Below are 16,529 nucleotides of genomic sequence, written 5' to 3'. Positions count from 1 at the left end.
CATGGCCGGCTTCAACGAAGGCGCGGCGCCGATCGAACTCGTCGAGGTGCAGGAGGAAGTCGACCTGGACGTTTCGTTCCTCTCCGGCGAGCTCGCGCAGGCGCAGGGCGAGAACGTTCGACTCGAGTGAAGCGGGGGCGAGCGCAGACATGGGGTGCACCTCCAGTACACCCTTCGTAGCACGCGATTTCCGGAGCTCCAGAGACGCTCCAGGTTCGCGTCTGCGCGGCGTTCTCCGCTGCGCCCTCGTCGGAGCCTCAAACCGATCGGCGCGCGCTTCACGCGCGAGGCGCGTGCGCGAGAGCGGCCCTCCCGCGCCTACCCATATGCCGAGCGCGATCGAAGCGAGAAGGCGTCAATGGGAATTGTTTCACCCACCGCAACTGGGACGCCTTGAGCGCGAGCGACGCTGCGAAGTTCCGGCGGACTATCGCTGGCGATAGTCGTTACGGTAGGTGAACAGAGGACCTCCCGCGACGCTCCGGCCGTGCGCCGGCGCGAGCTGCGGAAGCGCCTACGAGAAGTCCGCATTCACCCTCTGCGCCGCGCCCAGCCGTCCCGACACACGGCGAGACGTTCGCCTGCTCCGCCGCCACCCTCGCGTTCATGGTGTCGCGCTCGAAGCGCGTGTGCCGACCCCGTCGATGCCGGAATCCGGCAAGCGCACGTAAGACGGCGGTCGAAACACCCACGCTCGTCCGGCCAGTACCCGCACTCGTGCTGCCCGTCAGAACAGCTCAGCAGGCGTGAGCCAGCCCGCCGCGGCGAAGCCGCCGACCCACTGCGCCTCCTCGACCGCGAGGCGGTAGAGCTTGAAGTCGAGGCCGAGGAGGCCGCGCGCGTCGGGGTGGCGGGCGAGGTATGCGGTCTTCGCCTCGGTCTCGTCCGCGCCCTCCAGCACCGAGACCTTCCCGTAGAGGGTGAGCCGCGGCGCCGTGCGCGCGTCCTTCACCGCGGCGGCCGCGTCGTACACGAACAGGCAGGCGCGCGGATCCGCCTCGAGGTTGCGGGTGTGCTGCGCGAGCGCCGAGAGGGGCAGGATCGGCGCCCCGCGCGCGTCGAGCGCGAAGGGCGCGAGCGACGCCGCCGGCCAGCCCGGCCTGCGCTGCGAGAGGGTCGTGAGGACCGCGACCTTCTCCGCTCGCAGGAGCGCGCGCGCCGCCTCCGCCCCGCCCATCTCCTCCACCCGCGCCTGCGCCTTCTTCTCGGCGGCTTCCCTTGGATCCTCGGCCATGGCGTCCCCCTGGCGCTGTTCGTGTCGCCCGCCGACGCGCGACGCCGCTCCCCGGCGGGTTACGGCGCGGCGTCTCGGGGGGGACTCGCGACCGCTCTACAGCGCCACGAGCCCCAGCCGCGCGGCCCTGACGATCGCCTCCGCCCGGCTCTCGACCCCGAGCTTCCCCAGGATCGCGTTCACGTGGAACTTGGCGGTGTGATCGGAGATCCCGAGCCGCGCGGCGATGGCCTTGTTCGCGAGCCCCTCGGCGAGGAGCGAGAGCACCTCGCGCTCGCGCGGGGTGAGCCCCTCGGCGGCGAGCGGCGCGTCGGGGAGCCGCAGCCACTCGCCCGCGAGCGGCGCCTCCAGCACGGCGAGCCCCCGCGCGACCGCGACCAGCGCGGCCGAGAGCGCGTCGGGGGTGATGCCGCGGAGGAGCACGCCGCGCGCGCCCGCGCGGAGCGCCTCGGAGGCGTGCGACTCGTCCGCCGCGAGGGCCAGGATCGCCGCGGTCCCGGCCCCGTTCAGCGCCTCGGCCGCCTCGCCCGCGACGCCGAGATCCCAGAGCACCACGTCCGGCCCGGTCGCGACGATCGACTCCGCCGCGGCATCGGAGTCGGACTCGCCCGCGAGCACGAGATCCGCGCGGCCGGCAAGCAGCGCCGCGAGCCCCGCGCGAGCGAGCGGGTCGTCGCCGACGAGGAGGACGCGGACGGACATGAGGCGGATGTAACGGCGCTCGGCGCACGGCGCGCGACGAGGGAGGGACCTCGAACATCCGACGAGTGCGCAGACCTCGACCTCGACCCTGACCCTGACCCTGACCCCGACCCGACCACGACCCGAACTCGACCGGACCCCGGCCACGTCCCCGCCCCGATCTCGCCGCCGCGCCCCCGGATCCTACCCATCCGACCAGGTCGCGCTCCCGTCCCTCCCGCCGATGTGCCGCCCCGCTCGCCTTCCTACGCTTTCCCCCGGGCGCCAACCGTCCCCGGCGCCCACGGAGAGCGAGAAGCCATGGAAGCCCACACCCTGTCCGCCCTGTCCGACGAGCTCACCGAGCTCGTCCGCCTCGCCCAGGAGCACGTCGTCCGCGTCGAGGGCCGCCGCGGCCGCGCGGCGAGCGGCGTCGCCTGGTCAGCCGACGGCATCGTCGTCACCGCCCATCACGTCCTCGATCGCGACGAGGAGATCGACGTCGGGCTGCCGTCCGGCGAGACGGCCGTCGCCGAGGTCGTCGGGCGCGATCCCACCACCGACCTCGCCGCCCTCCGCCTGCGCGGCGGCGGGATCGCCCCGGCCCCCTGGACCGACCCGCCGCTCGCGGCCGGGGCGCTCGTCCTCGGGGTGACGCGCCCCGGCAAGAGCCCGCGCGTCGGGCTCGGTCTCGTCGCGCGCGCAGCGGGCGAGTACCGCGGCGGCCGGGGCGGCCGGATCGACCGGTTCCTCGAGACCACGCTCGCGCTGCACCCCGGCGTCTCGGGCGGCCTCGCGGTGTCCGCGGGGGGCGCGCCGCTCGGGCTCCTCTCCGCGGGGCTCGTGCGCGGCAGCGCGATGATCGTCCCGCCGGCCACGCTCCGCCGGGTCGTGAAGTCGCTCCTCGCCCACGGCGAGGTGCGCCGCGGCTACCTCGGCCTCGCGACGATGCCCGTGTCGCTCCCCGCCCCGCTCCGCGCGGCGACCGGCGAGCACGTGGCGCTCCTCGTCACGCGCGTCGAGCCGGAGAGCCCCGCCGAGCGCGCCGGGATCCTCCTCGGCGACGCGCTCCTCTCGTTCGGGGGAGACACGCTCCAGGATCCGTCCGAGCTCCTCGGGCTCCTCGCCGAGGACCGGATCGGAGACGCGGTGCCGATGAAGCTGCTGCGCGCCGGAGAGGTGCGCGACGTGACGGTCACGGTCGGCGCGCGCGGGCACGGGAGGCGGTCGTGATCCCCATCGCGGACCTCTCGAGCGGCCTCGCCGACCTCGTCGCGCTCGCGTCGCCGAGCGTGGTCGGGGTCGAGCACCGGCGCGGCCTCGGCTCGGGCGTGGTGCTCGCGCCGGACGGCTGGATCCTCACGAACGCGCACGTGGCGGCGGGGCCCGGCCCGCTGCGCGTGCGCCTCTCCGGCGCGCGCACCGTGAAGGGCGAGCTCGCCGGCGCGGACGCGCTCACTGACCTCGCCGTCGTGCGGGCCGAGGCGCGCGACCTCCCTCCGCTCCCGCTCGCGGAGCGCCGCCTGCGCGTCGGGGAGATCGTGCTCGCCATCGGCAACCCGCTCGGCTTCGAGCGCTCGGTCACGACGGGCGTCGTCTCCGCGCTGCACCGCAACCTCCCCGCCGCGCGGGGCGAGGTGCTCGAGGGGCTCGTGCAGACCGACGCGGCGGTGAACCCCGGCAACTCCGGCGGGCCGCTCGTGGACGCCCACGGCGCGGTGGTCGGCATCACGACGGCGATGCTCCCCTGGGCGCACGGCATCGGCTTCGCCATCCCGGCGCACACCGCGAGCTGGATCGCCTCGGTGCTCATCCGCGACGGCTCGGTGCGAAGGCCCTTCCTCGGCGTTTCCGCGCGCGGCGAGGACCTCGATCCGGCCGACGCGCAGGCCGCCGGGCACGGGAGGGCCGTGCGCGTGATGGAGGTCGTCGCCGGCTCGCCCGCCGAGGCGGCGGGGCTCCGCGGCGGGGACCTGGTGGTCGGCGCGGCGGGAGGACCGGTCGAGACGCTCGACGATCTGGTGCGGGCGATGGTGCTCGGCGGCGAGGGTGCGCTGCGCGTGGACGTGCTGCGCGGAGGGGGGCTGCGGCAGGTGGAGATCCGCCCGAGGCCGGCGGCGCTGGCGGCGTAGGGGCGACCCCGGCCGGACCTCGGCGCTCTCCGGCCCTCGTCCCGCCCGGCCGCGCGTTATACCTGCGCCATGCCGGATCGCCGCCGCGCGCCCGTCGCAGCCGGGCTCGTGCTCCTCGCCGCGGCGCTCGCCGCGCTCCTCGCCTGGTGGGCGATGCGCGAGCCGCAGCGCGCCGCTCCGCTCCCGCCCGCCCGCCCGCCCGCGCCCGCGAGCGACACCGCCCGCGCGGCGCCGGATCATCCACCCTCGCGCCTCCCCATCCGCGTCCCCGCCGTCCCCGCCACGGGCGCGGACTCCGCCGCGCCGGGTCCGGCCACGTTCGAGGGACGCGTCGTCTCGAGCACGAGCGGCGCCGGCGTCGGCGGCGCCGACCTGACCTTCTCGCGCGCCGGGGCGGCCGCCTCGGTGCGCGCCGGCCCGGACGGCGCGTTTCGCTTCGAGCCACCGGCGGAGGGTCGCTGGCTCCTCGCGGCGGTGGTGGCTCCGGGCTTCCTGCCGTTCGCGCCGGAGTGGGGCCACAGCCCCGTCCAGCTCGACGCGCGCGCGGGGCGTCCGGTGCGCGGGCTCGAGATCCACCTCGTACCCGCGACGCCGATCGCCGGCCGCGTGGTCGACCGCGAGGGGCACGCGATCGCGGGCGCCGAGGTGCGGCTCTCGGGAGCCGCGGCCGAGGCGGCGCTCGTGCCCATCGCGGACCGTTTCACGACGGACGCCGCGGGCGAGTTCCACTTCTCGGCGCCGGAGGGCGCCGTCCTCGAGGCGCGCAAGGACGGGTTCCTCCCCGGGCGCGCCCCCGTGGACGGGCTCGCCCTGCTGAACGGCCGCGTGACCGTGACGCTGGGGCCCGCCCACCGTTCGCTCGGGTCGCCCGGCCCGGTGGCGGGGCGCGTCGTCGAGAGGGGCGGCGGCCCGATCGCGGGGGCGCTCGTCACCGCCGCGCCCGAGGGGCCGTTCGGGGGCGCCGGCCCCCCCGCCGCGCAATCGCTGACGGACGACGAGGGCCGCTTCGCGCTCGCGGACCTCGCCGCCGGGCGCTACCGCGTCACGGCGCGGGCGGAGGGGCGCGCTCCCGCGACCGCGCGGCGCGTCAGCCCGGGCGCGCGGGAGCTCCTGCTCGAGCTCGGCGCGGGCGGCCGGCTGCGCGGCTGCGTCCGCGACGCCGCCTCCGGACGGCCGGTCGCGCCCTTCACGGTGACCGTGCTCGAGCGCCGCGGGCCGCTCCGCCTCGTGCCGCAGGCGAGCCGCTCGGTCATCGATCCGTCCGGATGCTACGCGCTCGACGACCTCGCGCCCGGTCCCGCCGTCGTGACCGTGTCGGCGCCGGGGTACGCGCCCTCGCGGGAGCTCGCCGTCGAGGTCCCCGCGCCGGACGCGGAGGCGGTGGCGGACGCTGCCCTCGAGCCGGGCGGGCGCGTCGAGGGGATCGTGCGCGACGACGCGACGGGCGCCCCGCTCGCCGGCGCGCGCATCTCGGTCGAGGGGACGTTCGCCGAGAGCGCCGCCTCGACCTTCCCGGCGCTCTCCGAGGCGACCACGGGGGACGACGGCCGCTTCGCGCTCTCGAGCCTGCCGCGCCGCGCCTCGCTGTTCGTCGCCGCGGCCGGGCACCACGCGCGCATCGTCGGCGTGGACGCCCCCCCGGGCGGCGGCGCCGGCGCGCTCGAGGTCCGGCTCCGGCCGGTCGAGGCGGGGGAGGAGCCGCGCGTGGATCTCGCCGGGATCGGAATCGTCCTCGCGACGCGCGACGACGGGCTGCAGGTCGCGCAGGTGGTGCCCGGCGGCGGGGCGGCGGAGGTGGGCATCGCCGCCGGGGATCTCGTGATCCGCGTGGAGGGGCGGGCCGTGACCGAGCTCGGCTTCGCGGGGGCGGTGGACGCGATCCGCGGGCCCGAGGGGACCGCGGTGGTCCTGACGGTGCGCCGCGGCGACGCGACGTTCGACGTGCGCGTGCCGCGGCGGATCGTGCGCGGCTGATGGCGCGCCGCGGACGCGAAACGGCCGGGCGCGTCGCCGTGCCCGGCCGTCTCGCTCTCGCGACTTTCTTCGAGCGTCGCTACTTGCCGCCGCCCGACCCGCCGCCGGTCCCGCCCGCGCCGGTGGGCGCGCTGCCGCTGCCCGTCCCGGAGCCGGAAGGGCCCCCGGCGCCGCCGGTCCCGCCACCCTTGCCTGCCGCGCCGCTGCCGGTGCCCATCTCGCCGGCTCGCGAGCCGTGGCGCGCCTGCGAGCCGCCCCGCTCGAGCTGCTTCTCGATCCGCTGCGCCTCCTGCAGGTGGCCCTGGAGCGTCGTGTGCGTGGTCTCGAAGAACGAGGCGAGCTGCGTCTGGTTCTCCTTGCGCGCCTCCTTCGCCGCCTTCTCGACCTCCTTCGTGTCCTTCTTGTGGTCCTTCACCATGTCCTTCATGAAGGCCTTGTCGAACTCGGCGCCCTGCTTCTTCTGCAGGTCCGTCACGCGCTCCTGGCCTTCCTTCGTCTTCTCCCGGGTCTCCTCGCCCTGCAGGTTCACGCCCATCGTCTGCGCGAGCTGCTGGAGCTGGTCGTCGTTCTTCTGGTGATCCTGGGCCAGCTTCTCGGCGTACTGCTTCACCTCGGGCGACTGGGCGCTCTGGGCGCCGAGCTGACCGAGCTGCACCTCGGTCTGGTTGGCCGCGTGCAGCTCCTGGACGGCCTTCACCAGATCCTTCTTCAGCGCCTTGCCGGACTCGGTCCCGGCGCTCCCGGTCCCCATCGTGCTGCTGGTCGACCCGCGGCTGCCGGTCGAGCCTTGCTCGGTCGCGCTCGATCCCGTGCCCCGGTTGCTCGTCGTGCTCCGCGGCGCGTCGTCACCCGGTGACCGCTGGCCGCCCGTCCCCATCTGCGACCCGGCGCCTTGCCCGTAGGCAGGCGCCCCGACGAGCAGCGCCGCGAGGATCGCGGCTCTCCTCCACCGATTGTTCATGGTGCCCTCCCCCTTGGATCCGTGAATTGCTCAGGGCAAAAGCTGTAGAGGAGGCACGCGATTCGCACGCGGCGCGGGATCGTGCGCTCGCGGCGGGAGCGCACGCCCGCGCGCACGGAAACCGGCCCACCTTGTGCGTACCCCGCCCCCTTTCTCGCTCCCTCCCGGCCGTGCTAACGCGATGGCATGAGCCTCGACGAGACCCGCGTCGGCGCGGCGCCCCAGGCGACCGGCCGCGCCCGAACCGCGAAAGCCTCCCTCGTCGTCGTCCACGCCGCCGACGGGGCGGAGAAGGGACGCACCTACGCCCTGGGCGACGAGGACGTGACGATCGGCCGGGAGGCCGGGAACACGGTCGTGGTGGGCTCGGACCAGGCGTCGCGCCGGCACGCGCGGATCTTCGTCTCGGGGGGCGTCCACGTGCTCGTGGACCTCGACTCGACGAACGGGACGTTCCTCAACTCGAAGCTCGTCCAGGAGCAGACGCTCCGCCACGGGGACGTCGTCCGGATCGCCTCGACCGTGCTGAAGTACGTCGTGGAGAGCTGAGGGTCCCTACATCATGCCGAGGTGCAGCCGCGCCGCCTCGCTCATCCGCGACGGGTCCCATGGCGGATCGAAGACGAGCTCGACGTCGACGTCCTTCACGCCCGGCACGCCGAGCACGCTGCGCCGCACGTCGTCCACGAGCACCGGACCGATGCCGCAGCCCGGCGCCGTGAGCGTCATCTTCACGTGCACCTTGTGGCCGCCCTCCACTGGCTCGGCGGCGAGCGCGTAGACGAGGCCGAGCTCGACGATGCTCGCGGGGATCTCCGGGTCGTAGACCGTCCGGAGCGCCTCCCAGACCTTCTCCTCGTCGAACGGGCCCTCCACCGCCGCGGCGCGCTCTGCCGCGAACCTCCGGGCCTCCGCCTCGAACTCCGGGCCGAGCGCGTCCGCGTCGGTGCCGTCGATGCGGACGAGTCCGCCGAGCTCGGTCATGGCGGTGAACTGACCGCCCAGCGCCTGCTGCACGACGAGCCACGTGCCGGAGGGGAGCAGGACACGGTCGCCGTCCGGGACCCGGACGGCCGGGACGTCGCGCCGCGTGGAGGTGGGCGTGCGGGAGAAGGCCATGGTCACTCCGTCGAGATCGCCTCGCCGCCGCCGCGCAGCGCCTGGCGCAGCGCGTGCCACGGGAGGCTCGCGCACTTCACGCGGGTCGGGTACTCGTGCACGCCCCCGAACACGGCGAGCTTGCCGAGCGACTCCGCGTCCACCGCGCCGGGCCCCTCCGTGACCAGGCGGTGGAACTGCTCGAACACCGCGTCGATCTCGGCCGGCGTCCTGCCCTTCGCGAACCCGGTCATGACCGAGGCCGAGGCCTTCGAGATCGCGCAGCCGCTCCCCTCGAAGCGGACGTCGCGGACGACGCCGTCCTCGAGCCGCGCCTGGACGGCGATCCGGTCCCCGCACAGCGGGTTCAGGCCCTCCGCGCGGTGCGTCGCCCCCTCGAGCGGCCCGTAGTTGCGGGGTCGCTTGCCGTGGTCGAGCACCACTTCCTGGTACAGATCCGTCAGCTCCGACATGTCCTCACTCCGGCCGCCGCGAGGCGCGGCTCAGGCGAACATCTCCCGGACCGCGCGGATCCCGCGCACGAGCGCGTCGACGTCCTCGGGGGTGTTGTAGAGCCCGAACGACGCGCGGGCCGTCGCCGCGAGGCCGAGGCGCTGCATGAGCGGCTGGGCGCAGTGGTGCCCGGCGCGGACGGCCACCCCGTGCCGGTCGAGCACGGTGCCGACGTCGTGCGGGTGGACGTCCCCGACGAGGAAGGAGACCACCCCCGCGCGCTCGCGCGGCGTGCCGACGAGGCGCACGCCCTCCTCCGCCTCGAGCGCGTCCACCGCGAGCGCGAGCAGCTCGCGCTCGTGCGCGGCGATCGCCTCGAGGCCGAGGCCGTCCACGTAGTCGATGGCGGCGGCGAGCCCGATCGCGCCGGCGATGTCGGGCGTGCCGGCCTCGAACTTGTGGGGCAGCGCGTTGTAGATCGTCTTCTCGAAGGTGACGGAGAGGATCATGTCCCCCCCGCCCTGCCAGGGCGGCATCGCCTCGAGGTGCTCGCGGCGCCCCCACAGCACGCCCACGCCGGTGGGCCCGTACAGCTTGTGGCCGCTGAACGCGTAGAAGTCCGCGCCGGAGGCGGCGGCGTCGAAGCCGAGGTGCGGCGCGCCCTGGGCGCCGTCCACGAGCACCGGCACGCCCCTCGCCTTCGCCCGCGCGATGATCTCGGGCAGCGGGTTCACCGTCCCGAGCGCGTTCGAGACCTGCGTCACCGCGAGGAGCCGGGTGCGGGGGCCGAGGAGCGCCTCGAGCGCGTCGAGGTCGAGGTCGCCCGCGTCGGTCACGGGCACGACGCGCAGCCGCGCGCCCTTCTCGTGGCAGAGCATCTGCCAGGGGACGATGTTGGAGTGGTGCTCGAGCTCGGTGACGAGCACCTCGTCGCCGGCCCCGACCCGCGTCCGCCCGAACGTCTGCGCGACGAGGTTCACCGCCTCGGTGGTGCCGCGGACGAAGATCACCTCGCGCGGATCCGGGGCGCCGATGAAGCGCGCCACGCGCTTGCGCGCCTCGTCGTGGCGGCGCGTGGCGCGCTCGGACAGGAGGTGCACGCCGCGGTGCACGTTCGCGTTGTCCTCCTCGTAGTACCGGGAGATCGCGTCGATGACGGCGCGCGGCTTCTGGGTCGTCGCGGCGTTGTCGAGGTACACGAGCGGACGGCCGTGGACGCGCTGGCGCAGGATCGGGAAGTCCTCGCGCGCGCGCGCCGCGTCGAAGGCCGGCGCAGGCCGCCGCGCCGGGGCCGCCCCGCTCAGCCGCTTCTCGCCCGCCGCGCTCGTTCCGCTCACGCTCATGCCGCCTCCAGGAGCCGCGCGCCCGCGGGGAGTCGGGCCTGGACGAGGCCCTTCGCCGCCGCGCGGAGCGGGGCGGCGCGGACGAGGTCCACCATCTCCGCCACGAACGCATAGATGAGGAGCCCGCGGGCCTCGGCCGCGGGCAGCCCGCGCGAGCGCAGGTAGAAGAGCGCGGCCTCGTCGAGCTGGCCGACCGTGCCGCCGTGGCCGCACTTCACGTCGTCCGCGAAGATCTCGAGCTGCGGCTTCGTGTCGACGATCGCGTCGTCGGAGAGGAGCAGGTTCGAGTTCATCTGACGGGCGACCGTCTTCTGCGCGCCCGGCATCACGCGGATGCGGCCGGAGAAGACGCCGCGCGCGTGGCCGTCGAGGACGCCCTTGTACGTCTCGGTGGTCGAGCAGCGGGGCACCGCGTGCTCCACCCAGGAGAAGTTGTCCACGAGCCGCTCGCCGTCCGCCATGTAGAGGCCGTTCGCGGCGACGCTCGCCTGCTCGCCGACGAGCCGGGTGCGCAGCTCGCTCCGGGACAGGCGCCCGCCGAGCGACAGCGCGTGCGCGGCGAGGGTCGCCTTCGCCTGCTGCTCAGCGGCGACGACGCCCACGTGGAAGGCGCGCGGCGACTCGTCCTGCAGCCGCACGTGCTCGACGTCGGCGCCCTCGCCGAGGACGAGCTCCGTGACCGCGTTCGTGAGGTAGACGCCGTCCTCCCCCAGGAAGACCTCGGCGACGGTCGCGCGGGCGCCCTCGCCGGCGACGACGAGCGTGCGGGGGCTCGCGAGCGCGGGGCGCGCCCCGGAGGCGAGGAACACGAGGACGACGGGCGCGTCGAGGGTGGCGCCGGCGGGGAGGTGCACGAAGCCGCCGTCGGCCATGAGCGCGGCGTTCGCCGCGACGAACGCGTGCTCCTCGGGGCGGGCGAGCCGGCCGAGGTGCGGCTTCACGAGCGCCGGCGCCTCGAGGAGCGCCTGCGCGAGCGAGGACACGATCGCGCCCGCGGGCAGCCCCTCGATCACGGAGAGCTCGCGGCGGAGCCGGCCGTCCACGAACACGAGCCGCGGGCCGCCGCCCGGCGCCCGCGCGAGGAGCGCCCCCAGGCGCGCGGCGCCGGCCTCGGCGTCCGCGGGGCGCGTCCGCTCGAGCACCACGGGCGCGAGCGAGGCGAGGCTCGTGAACCGCCAGTCCTCGTCGCGCGAGGTGGGCAGGCCGCGGGCGCGGAAGCGCGCCAGCGCCTCCAGGCGGGCCTCGGCGAGCCACCCGGGCTCGCGCGGGTCCTTCGCGAACAGCTCCACGAGGCTCGACTCGACGGGCGTCATCGCGCTCCTCACGCGCCCGCGGGCTGGGCGAGCTCCGGCCGCATGCCGTCCGTCCACGCGTAGCCGGTCTGCTCGAGCTCGTCCGCGAGCTCCGGCCCGCCGGAGCGCACGATCCGCCCGTTCGCCATGACGTGCACGACGTCGGGGGGGATGTACTCGAGGAGCCGCTTGTAGTGGGTGACGAGCAGGATGCCGCGCTCCGGGCCGCGCGCCGCGTTCACCCCGCGCGCGACCACGCGGAGCGCGTCGATGTCGAGCCCCGAGTCGATCTCGTCGAGGATGGCGAGCCTGGGCTCGAGCACCGCCATCTGGAAGACCTCGTTCCGCTTCTTCTCGCCGCCGGAGAAGCCCTCGTTCACCGAGCGGCTCCCGAAGGCGGGGTCGAGCTCGACGAGCTTCATCTTCTCCTTGGCGAGCGCGAGGAAGTCCATCGCGTCGAGCTCCTCCTCGCCGCGCGAGCGCCGGATGGCGTTGAGCGCGGTGCGGAGGAAGTAGAGGTTCCCGACCCCGGGGATCTCCACCGGGTACTGGAAGCCCAGGAAAAGCCCCGCCGCCGCGCGCGCCTCGGGCGCGAGCGCGAGGAGGTCCTGGCCCGCGTAGGTCGCCGACCCGCCCGTCACCTCGAACGCCTCGCGGCCGGCGAGCACGCCCGCGAGCGTGGACTTGCCGGAGCCGTTCGGCCCCATGATCGCGTGCACCTCGCCCGGCCGGATCTCGAGGTCCACGCCCTTCAGGATCTCGCCCTCCCCGCCCGCGACCCTCGCGCGCAGCCCGCTCACCCGCAGCAGCGCCGCGGCGTCCCTCGCGCCGTTCACCTGGACGTTCCCTCCCATCGCTAGCCGACGCTCCCTTCCAGGCTCATCCCGAGGAGCTTCTGCGCTTCCACCGCGAACTCCATCGGCAGCTCCTTCAGGACCTGCTTCGCGAACCCGTTGACGATCATGGAGACCGCGTCCTCGTCCGAGATGCCGCGCTGCTTGCAGTAGAAGAGCTGGTCCTCGCTGATCTTCGAGGTGGTGGCCTCGTGCTCGACCTTCGCCGAGGGGTTGCGCACCTCGATGTACGGGAACGTGTGGGCGCCGCAGCGGTCGCCGATGAGGAGCGAGTCGCACTGCGAGTAATTGCGGGCGCCCACCGCCCCCTTCATCATCTTCACGAGCCCGCGGTAGGTGTTCTGGCCCCGGCCGGCGCTGATGCCCTTCGAGATGATCGTCGAGCGGGTGTTCCTGCCGACGTGGATCATCTTCGTGCCGGTGTCCGCCTGCTGCCGGTGGTTGGTGAGCGCGACCGAGTAGAACTCGCCCACCGAGTCGTCGCCCTGGAGGATGCAGGACGGGTACTTCCAGGTGATTGCCGAGCCGGTCTCGACCTGCGTCCAGCTGATCTTTGCCCGCGCGAGCGCCTTCCCGCGCTTGGTCACGAAGTTGTAGATGCCGCCCCGGCCCTCGGCGTCGCCGGGGTACCAGTTCTGGACGGTGGAGTACTTGATGTGGGCGCCCTCGTGCGCCACGAGCTCGACCACGGCGGCGTGGAGCTGGTTCTCGTCCCGCTGCGGGGCCGTGCAGCCCTCGAGGTAGGAGACGTACGCGCCCTCGTCGGCGACGATGAGGGTCCGCTCGAACTGCCCCGTGTCCTTCGCGTTGATCCGGAAGTAGGTCGAGAGCTCCATCGGGCAGCGCACGCCCTTCGGCACGTAGACGAACGAGCCGTCGGAGAAGACCGCGCTGTTCAACGCCGCGAAGTAGTTGTCGCTGTACGGCACGACCGAGCCGAGCCACCGCTCGACGAGCGCGGGGTGCTCGCGCACGGCCTCCGAGAACGAGCAGAAGACGATGCCCAGGTCGCCGAGCTTCTTCTTGTAGGTGGTCGCGACGGACACCGAGTCGAACACGGCGTCCACCGCCACCCCGGCGAGCCGCTGCTGCTCCGCGAGCGGGATGCCGAGCTTCTCGAAGGCGCGCTTCAGCTCGGGGTCCACCTCGTCCATCGAGGCCAGCGGCTTCTTCTGCTTGGGCGCCGAGTAGTAGACGATGTCCTGGTAGTCGATGGGCGGGTACTTCACGTTCGCCCAGGTCGGCTCCTCGAGCGTGAGCCAGTTCCGGTACGCCTTGAGGCGCCACTCCAGCATGAAGTGCGGCTCGTTCTTCTTCGCCGAGATGAGGCGGACGATGTCCTCGGACAGGCCGCGCGGGACCCTGTCCTCCTCGATGTCGGTGACGAAGCCGTAGCGGTACTTCTGCTGCGTCAGCTCCTTGAGCTGCTGCGCGGTGGTCATGACGCGTGGACTCCCAGCGTGACGGGCGCGGGCGACTCGTCGGCCGGCGCGCGGAAGGGGGCGATGGCGGAGAGGGGCAGGCCCGCGAGCGCCCCCTGGATCGCGCGGGTGACGGGGTCGAAGCTCGCCTTCGCGGGGCAGGTCGCCTCGATGCCGCAGGCCACCTTCGCCGGCGAGGTGCAGTCGGTGAGCGCGATCGGCCCCTCCAGCGCCTCGACGATCTCGGCCACGGAGATGCGCTCCGCAGGCCGGGCGAGCCCATACCCGCCGTGACGGCCGCGGTGCGAGACGACGAGCCCGGCCTTCGAGAGCTCCTTGCACAGCTTGGAGACGGTGGGGAGCGGCACACCCGAGCGCCCCGAGAGCTCCTGCGCGGCGAGCGTGCGGCCGCTGCGCGCGAGGTGCGCGAGCAGCACGATCGCGTAGTCGGTGAGCTTGGACATTCTGATCATCCGTCCGCCTCCGCGGGCCGATCCATCATGGACCGAAACAGTCCACTTACGGATGATTAAACGCTGCGGCAGCGGATTTCATGCCCATCGACGGGCGGCGCCAAAACCCCTGTGGGATCAGGGACTCAGAGGCTCGCCCGGCCGAGTGGCCCGTCCGCCGACTCACCGTCCAGCTCCGCGTAGACGTGGTCGGCGACGAACGTGAGCCCGACCCGGGCGCGGCGGTCCTCATGGCGTGAGAGCCAGGCGAGGAGCCCGGGATCCACCGCGGCGAGATCGGCGCGGGCGACCCGGGCGAGCCGGCGCTCGCGCGCCTCTGCCAGGAACGCCTCGAGGCGGCGCGGCGACTCGAACAGCACCGCCACCCGCGCGCCCGCGTTCCCGTTCACGTCGCGCTCGATCCGCTGCGGCTCGGGCTTGCCGACCCGCACGACGAGCGCCGTGCGGCCGTCGGGCAGCGCCGCGAGCACGTCCGGAGCGTCCGGCTCGCAGAGCCCCGGCCCGAACGCGATCCCCTCGCGCCACTGCCAGGCGTAGGCGAGGACGCGCAGCCAGAGCCGCTCCGCGGTCTCGGAGGGGTGACGCGCGACCTTGAGCGCGACGGTCGCCTCGACGCCGGTGTCGGCGTGCGTGACGCGGAGGTCGAAGTGGTGGAGGGTCGAGGGGAGCGCCATCGGAGTCTGCAGGTGGGCTGAGGTCGGGGTCGAGGTCGTCTACCGCTTCAGGATCTTCACGAGCGCCTCCCCGTACTCCTCGAGCTTGCGCGGCCCGATGCCCTTCACCTCGAGGAGCTCGTCCCGGGTGACGGGCCGCCGCAGCGCCAGCTCGGCGAGGGTGGCGTCGGCGAAGACCACGTAGGCCGGCACGCCGCGGGCGCGGGCCGCCTCCCCGCGCCAGGCGCGGAGCGCCTCGAAGAGCTCGAGATCCACCTCGGCGTCGAACGCCGCGTCGCGCCCCCGGGAGGCGTCGCGCTTGCGACCGGCGGCGCCGCGCCCGGCGCGCGACGCCCGCACCGCCGGCGCGCTCTCGACGACGTCCTCGCCGGTGCAGCGATCGCACGCGTCGCCGCACGGCGCGATCACCTCGCCGAAGTGCCCGACCACCCGCTCGTGCCGGCAGCCGTCGCCGTCCGCGAGCCGGTACATCGCCCGCGCCTGCCGCTTCTGCGCCTCGGCGAGCTCGGGCTCGACGTCGCCCAGGAGCCGCTCCCAGCTCATCACGTCCGCCCAGGAGTAGAGGAGGACGCAGGTGCTCGGCTTGCCGTCGCGGCCGGCGCGGCCGATCTCCTGGTAGTACGACTCGATCGAGCGCGGCAGGTCGCGGTGGATGACGAAGCGGATGTCCGGCTTGTCGATCCCCATCCCGAACGCCACGGTCGCGGTGACGACGTCGATCTCGCCCGATCGGAAGGCGTCCTGCACGCGGGCGCGGACCTCCGGCTCGAGGCCGGCGTGGTACGCCTCGGCGCGGACGCCGTGGTCCTTCAGGAGCTCGGCGGTCTCCTCCACCGACTTGCGCGAGAGCGCGTAGACGATGCCGCTCTCACCCCTGCGCGCGCGGACGAGCCGGAGGATCGCGTCGCGGGCCTTGAGCCCCTCGCCCTTCTTCACCGCGTGGAGCGACAGGTTCCTGCGCAGGAAGGAGCCGCGCACGAGGAGCGGCCGCTCCATGCCGAGCTGCGCGGCGATGTCGTGCGTCACCTCGGGCGTCGCGGTGGCCGTGAGCGCCAGCACGCGCGCGCCGAACCGCTCCTTGAGGCCCGCCAGGTTCCGGTAGGCGGGGCGGAAGTCGTGGCCCCAGTGGCTGATGCAGTGCGCCTCGTCGACCGCGATGAGCGCGAGCCGCACGCCCTCGAGCGCGCTGCCGACCGAGGCCTCGAGCCCCTCCGGCGCGGCGTACAGGAGCTCGAGCTCGCCGCGGCGCAGCGCGCGGACGCGGTCGCGCCGCTCCTCGGGGGAGAGCGTCGAGTTGAGGAACGCGGCCCGCAGCCCGACGCGCCCCATGGCGTCGACCTGGTCCTTCATCAGCGCGACGAGGGGCGAGATGACGAGGGTCGTGCCGCCGAGGATGCGCGCCGGGATCTGGTAGGTGAGCGACTTGCCGGCGCCCGTGGGCATGACGCCCACGCAGTCGCGTCCGGCGAGCACGGCCGTGACGATCTCCTCCTGGCCTGGCCGGAAGGCCTCGTGCCCGAACACCTCGCGCAGGAGCTGGCGCGCGCCCGACGGCGTCGCCGGGGGCGGCGGCGCGGCGGACGGACGGCCGATCGCCTCCGCGAGCGTCCGGAGCCGGCCGACGGTGGCGGGGCCGAACAGCTCGGGCGCCTCGCGCCAGCGCGCGCGGAGCGCCTCCAGCCGCGCGGCGCAGCTCCGGCGGAGCGCGGCGTCCTCCGGCGTCTCGGCGCCGGCAGGCTCGCCCTCGGCGCGCCCGAGACCGCTCGAGACGTCGGCGAGGTCCGCGACCTCCGACTCGAGCGCTCGCCGGTCCGCGGCGGAGAAGAGGGTCTCGGGAGCGGTCGCCACGGGCGGCCGAATCTACACGTCGGCCGCCCGGAAGGAAAACGGGCGCGGCCCGCGAGGACCGCGCCCGCCTGGGCTCACGCTCGAGGAGCGG

At 74.6% G+C, this 16,529-nt stretch carries 16 protein-coding genes and 1 pseudogene; 4 read left to right on the top strand and 13 right to left on the bottom strand.

What is annotated here, in order from left to right; all coding sequences use genetic code 11:
- The 3 genes and pseudogenes from MNZ39_RS03435 to MNZ39_RS03425 form a co-directional block, all read right to left on the bottom strand.
- Positions 1 to 151: pseudogene (locus MNZ39_RS03435) on the bottom strand (HNH endonuclease); the annotation flags it as partial.
- A 576-nt stretch (positions 152 to 727) separates the two neighbouring features.
- A complete protein-coding gene (locus tag MNZ39_RS03430) occupies positions 728 to 1,234 on the bottom strand; it encodes a HugZ family protein (protein WP_242334512.1) in 507 nt (168 codons plus the stop codon).
- A gap of 96 nt (positions 1,235 to 1,330) precedes the next feature.
- The gene (locus tag MNZ39_RS03425) at positions 1,331 to 1,936 is read right to left on the bottom strand and encodes a response regulator transcription factor (RefSeq protein WP_242334509.1); all 606 of its coding nucleotides are present in this window, start codon (positions 1,934 to 1,936) and stop codon (positions 1,331 to 1,333) included.
- 300 nt (positions 1,937 to 2,236) lie between these two features.
- On the opposite strand from MNZ39_RS03425, the gene MNZ39_RS03420 reads away from it, so the two are divergent.
- The 3 genes from MNZ39_RS03420 to MNZ39_RS03410 all read left to right on the top strand — a co-directional run bounded on the left by MNZ39_RS03420 (position 2,237) and on the right by MNZ39_RS03410 (position 6,021).
- Positions 2,237 to 3,148 (top strand): S1C family serine protease, encoded by a 912-nt coding sequence (locus MNZ39_RS03420; protein ID WP_242334506.1) that lies wholly within the window; start codon positions 2,237 to 2,239, stop codon positions 3,146 to 3,148.
- Positions 3,145 to 4,047 (top strand): S1C family serine protease, encoded by a 903-nt coding sequence (locus MNZ39_RS03415; RefSeq protein ID WP_242334503.1) that lies wholly within the window; start codon positions 3,145 to 3,147, stop codon positions 4,045 to 4,047. Before MNZ39_RS03420 ends, MNZ39_RS03415 begins: the two co-directional genes overlap by 4 nt.
- 69 nt (positions 4,048 to 4,116) lie before the next feature.
- Positions 4,117 to 6,021 carry a carboxypeptidase regulatory-like domain-containing protein gene (locus MNZ39_RS03410; protein WP_242334500.1) on the top strand — a complete coding sequence of 635 codons (1,905 nt, stop codon included), beginning with the start codon at positions 4,117 to 4,119 and terminating at the stop codon, positions 6,019 to 6,021.
- 79 nt (positions 6,022 to 6,100) lie between these two features.
- Here the strand turns inward: MNZ39_RS03410 and MNZ39_RS03405 are convergent, their stop codons facing one another.
- A complete protein-coding gene (locus MNZ39_RS03405) occupies positions 6,101 to 6,982 on the bottom strand; it encodes a DUF4142 domain-containing protein (RefSeq protein ID WP_242334497.1) in 882 nt (293 codons plus the stop codon).
- A 186-nt stretch (positions 6,983 to 7,168) separates the two neighbouring features.
- Between MNZ39_RS03405 and MNZ39_RS03400 the strand changes: the two genes are divergently transcribed.
- Positions 7,169 to 7,531: an FHA domain-containing protein gene (locus MNZ39_RS03400; protein ID WP_242334494.1), complete on the top strand. Its 363-nt coding sequence runs from the start codon at positions 7,169 to 7,171 to the stop codon at positions 7,529 to 7,531.
- 6 nt (positions 7,532 to 7,537) lie between these two features.
- Here the strand turns inward: MNZ39_RS03400 and sufT are convergent, their stop codons facing one another.
- The 9 genes from sufT to MNZ39_RS03355 all read right to left on the bottom strand — a co-directional run bounded on the left by sufT (position 7,538) and on the right by MNZ39_RS03355 (position 16,438).
- Positions 7,538 to 8,101, bottom strand: coding sequence for a putative Fe-S cluster assembly protein SufT (gene sufT, locus MNZ39_RS03395; protein ID WP_242334491.1), 564 nt, complete (start codon positions 8,099 to 8,101; stop codon positions 7,538 to 7,540).
- Between the two features lie 2 nt (positions 8,102 to 8,103).
- A complete protein-coding gene (gene sufU / locus MNZ39_RS03390) occupies positions 8,104 to 8,553 on the bottom strand; it encodes a Fe-S cluster assembly sulfur transfer protein SufU (RefSeq protein WP_242334488.1) in 450 nt (149 codons plus the stop codon).
- A gap of 30 nt (positions 8,554 to 8,583) precedes the next feature.
- Positions 8,584 to 9,876, bottom strand: a complete 1,293-nt coding sequence (locus tag MNZ39_RS03385; protein WP_242334485.1) for a SufS family cysteine desulfurase — start codon at positions 9,874 to 9,876, stop codon at positions 8,584 to 8,586.
- Entirely contained in the window at positions 9,873 to 11,189 is a 1,317-nt protein-coding gene (sufD, locus tag MNZ39_RS03380) for a Fe-S cluster assembly protein SufD (protein WP_242334482.1), read from the bottom strand. Before sufD ends, MNZ39_RS03385 begins: the two co-directional genes overlap by 4 nt.
- An 8-nt stretch (positions 11,190 to 11,197) precedes the next feature.
- The gene (gene sufC, locus MNZ39_RS03375) at positions 11,198 to 12,022 is read right to left on the bottom strand and encodes a Fe-S cluster assembly ATPase SufC (RefSeq protein WP_242334479.1); all 825 of its coding nucleotides are present in this window, start codon (positions 12,020 to 12,022) and stop codon (positions 11,198 to 11,200) included.
- A 2-nt stretch (positions 12,023 to 12,024) separates the two neighbouring features.
- Positions 12,025 to 13,464 (bottom strand): Fe-S cluster assembly protein SufB, encoded by a 1,440-nt coding sequence (gene sufB, locus MNZ39_RS03370; protein ID WP_242334476.1) that lies wholly within the window; start codon positions 13,462 to 13,464, stop codon positions 12,025 to 12,027.
- Complete coding sequence (locus MNZ39_RS03365) at positions 13,461 to 13,907, bottom strand: Rrf2 family transcriptional regulator (protein WP_242334473.1); 447 nt, start codon at positions 13,905 to 13,907, stop codon at positions 13,461 to 13,463. Before MNZ39_RS03365 ends, sufB begins: the two co-directional genes overlap by 4 nt.
- A gap of 134 nt (positions 13,908 to 14,041) precedes the next feature.
- The gene (locus MNZ39_RS03360; protein WP_242334470.1) at positions 14,042 to 14,590 is read right to left on the bottom strand and encodes a YaeQ family protein; all 549 of its coding nucleotides are present in this window, start codon (positions 14,588 to 14,590) and stop codon (positions 14,042 to 14,044) included.
- A gap of 39 nt (positions 14,591 to 14,629) precedes the next feature.
- Positions 14,630 to 16,438 carry an ATP-dependent DNA helicase RecQ gene (locus MNZ39_RS03355; protein ID WP_242334467.1) on the bottom strand — a complete coding sequence of 603 codons (1,809 nt, stop codon included), beginning with the start codon at positions 16,436 to 16,438 and terminating at the stop codon, positions 14,630 to 14,632.
- Between the last annotated feature and the right edge of the window lie 91 nt (positions 16,439 to 16,529).

Origin of the sequence: Anaeromyxobacter sp. SG66 (assembly GCF_022690805.1) — a bacterium.
Classification (GTDB): Bacteria; Myxococcota; Myxococcia; order Myxococcales; family Anaeromyxobacteraceae; genus Anaeromyxobacter; species Anaeromyxobacter soli.
This window is presented reverse-complemented; position numbering and strand designations above follow the sequence as displayed.

Bases quoted from the DNA above. Each gene is read 5' to 3' on its own strand.
- MNZ39_RS03365 (WP_242334473.1), bottom strand. From the start codon at position 13,907: ATGTCCAAGCTCACCGACTACGCGATCGTGCTGCTCGCGCACCTCGCG.
- sufD (WP_242334482.1), bottom strand. From the start codon at position 11,189: ATGACGCCCGTCGAGTCGAGCCTCGTGGAGCTGTTCGCGAAGGACCCG.
- MNZ39_RS03400 (WP_242334494.1), top strand. From the start codon at position 7,169: ATGAGCCTCGACGAGACCCGCGTCGGCGCGGCGCCCCAGGCGACCGGC.
- sufB (WP_242334476.1), bottom strand. From the start codon at position 13,464: ATGACCACCGCGCAGCAGCTCAAGGAGCTGACGCAGCAGAAGTACCGC.
- sufC (WP_242334479.1), bottom strand. From the start codon at position 12,022: ATGGGAGGGAACGTCCAGGTGAACGGCGCGAGGGACGCCGCGGCGCTG.
- MNZ39_RS03410 (WP_242334500.1), top strand. From the start codon at position 4,117: ATGCCGGATCGCCGCCGCGCGCCCGTCGCAGCCGGGCTCGTGCTCCTC.
- MNZ39_RS03430 (WP_242334512.1), bottom strand. From the start codon at position 1,234: ATGGCCGAGGATCCAAGGGAAGCCGCCGAGAAGAAGGCGCAGGCGCGG.
- MNZ39_RS03405 (WP_242334497.1), bottom strand. From the start codon at position 6,982: ATGAACAATCGGTGGAGGAGAGCCGCGATCCTCGCGGCGCTGCTCGTC.
- MNZ39_RS03420 (WP_242334506.1), top strand. From the start codon at position 2,237: ATGGAAGCCCACACCCTGTCCGCCCTGTCCGACGAGCTCACCGAGCTC.
- MNZ39_RS03425 (WP_242334509.1), bottom strand. From the start codon at position 1,936: ATGTCCGTCCGCGTCCTCCTCGTCGGCGACGACCCGCTCGCTCGCGCG.
- MNZ39_RS03360 (WP_242334470.1), bottom strand. From the start codon at position 14,590: ATGGCGCTCCCCTCGACCCTCCACCACTTCGACCTCCGCGTCACGCAC.
- MNZ39_RS03385 (WP_242334485.1), bottom strand. From the start codon at position 9,876: ATGAGCGTGAGCGGAACGAGCGCGGCGGGCGAGAAGCGGCTGAGCGGG.
- sufU (WP_242334488.1), bottom strand. From the start codon at position 8,553: ATGTCGGAGCTGACGGATCTGTACCAGGAAGTGGTGCTCGACCACGGC.
- sufT (WP_242334491.1), bottom strand. From the start codon at position 8,101: ATGGCCTTCTCCCGCACGCCCACCTCCACGCGGCGCGACGTCCCGGCC.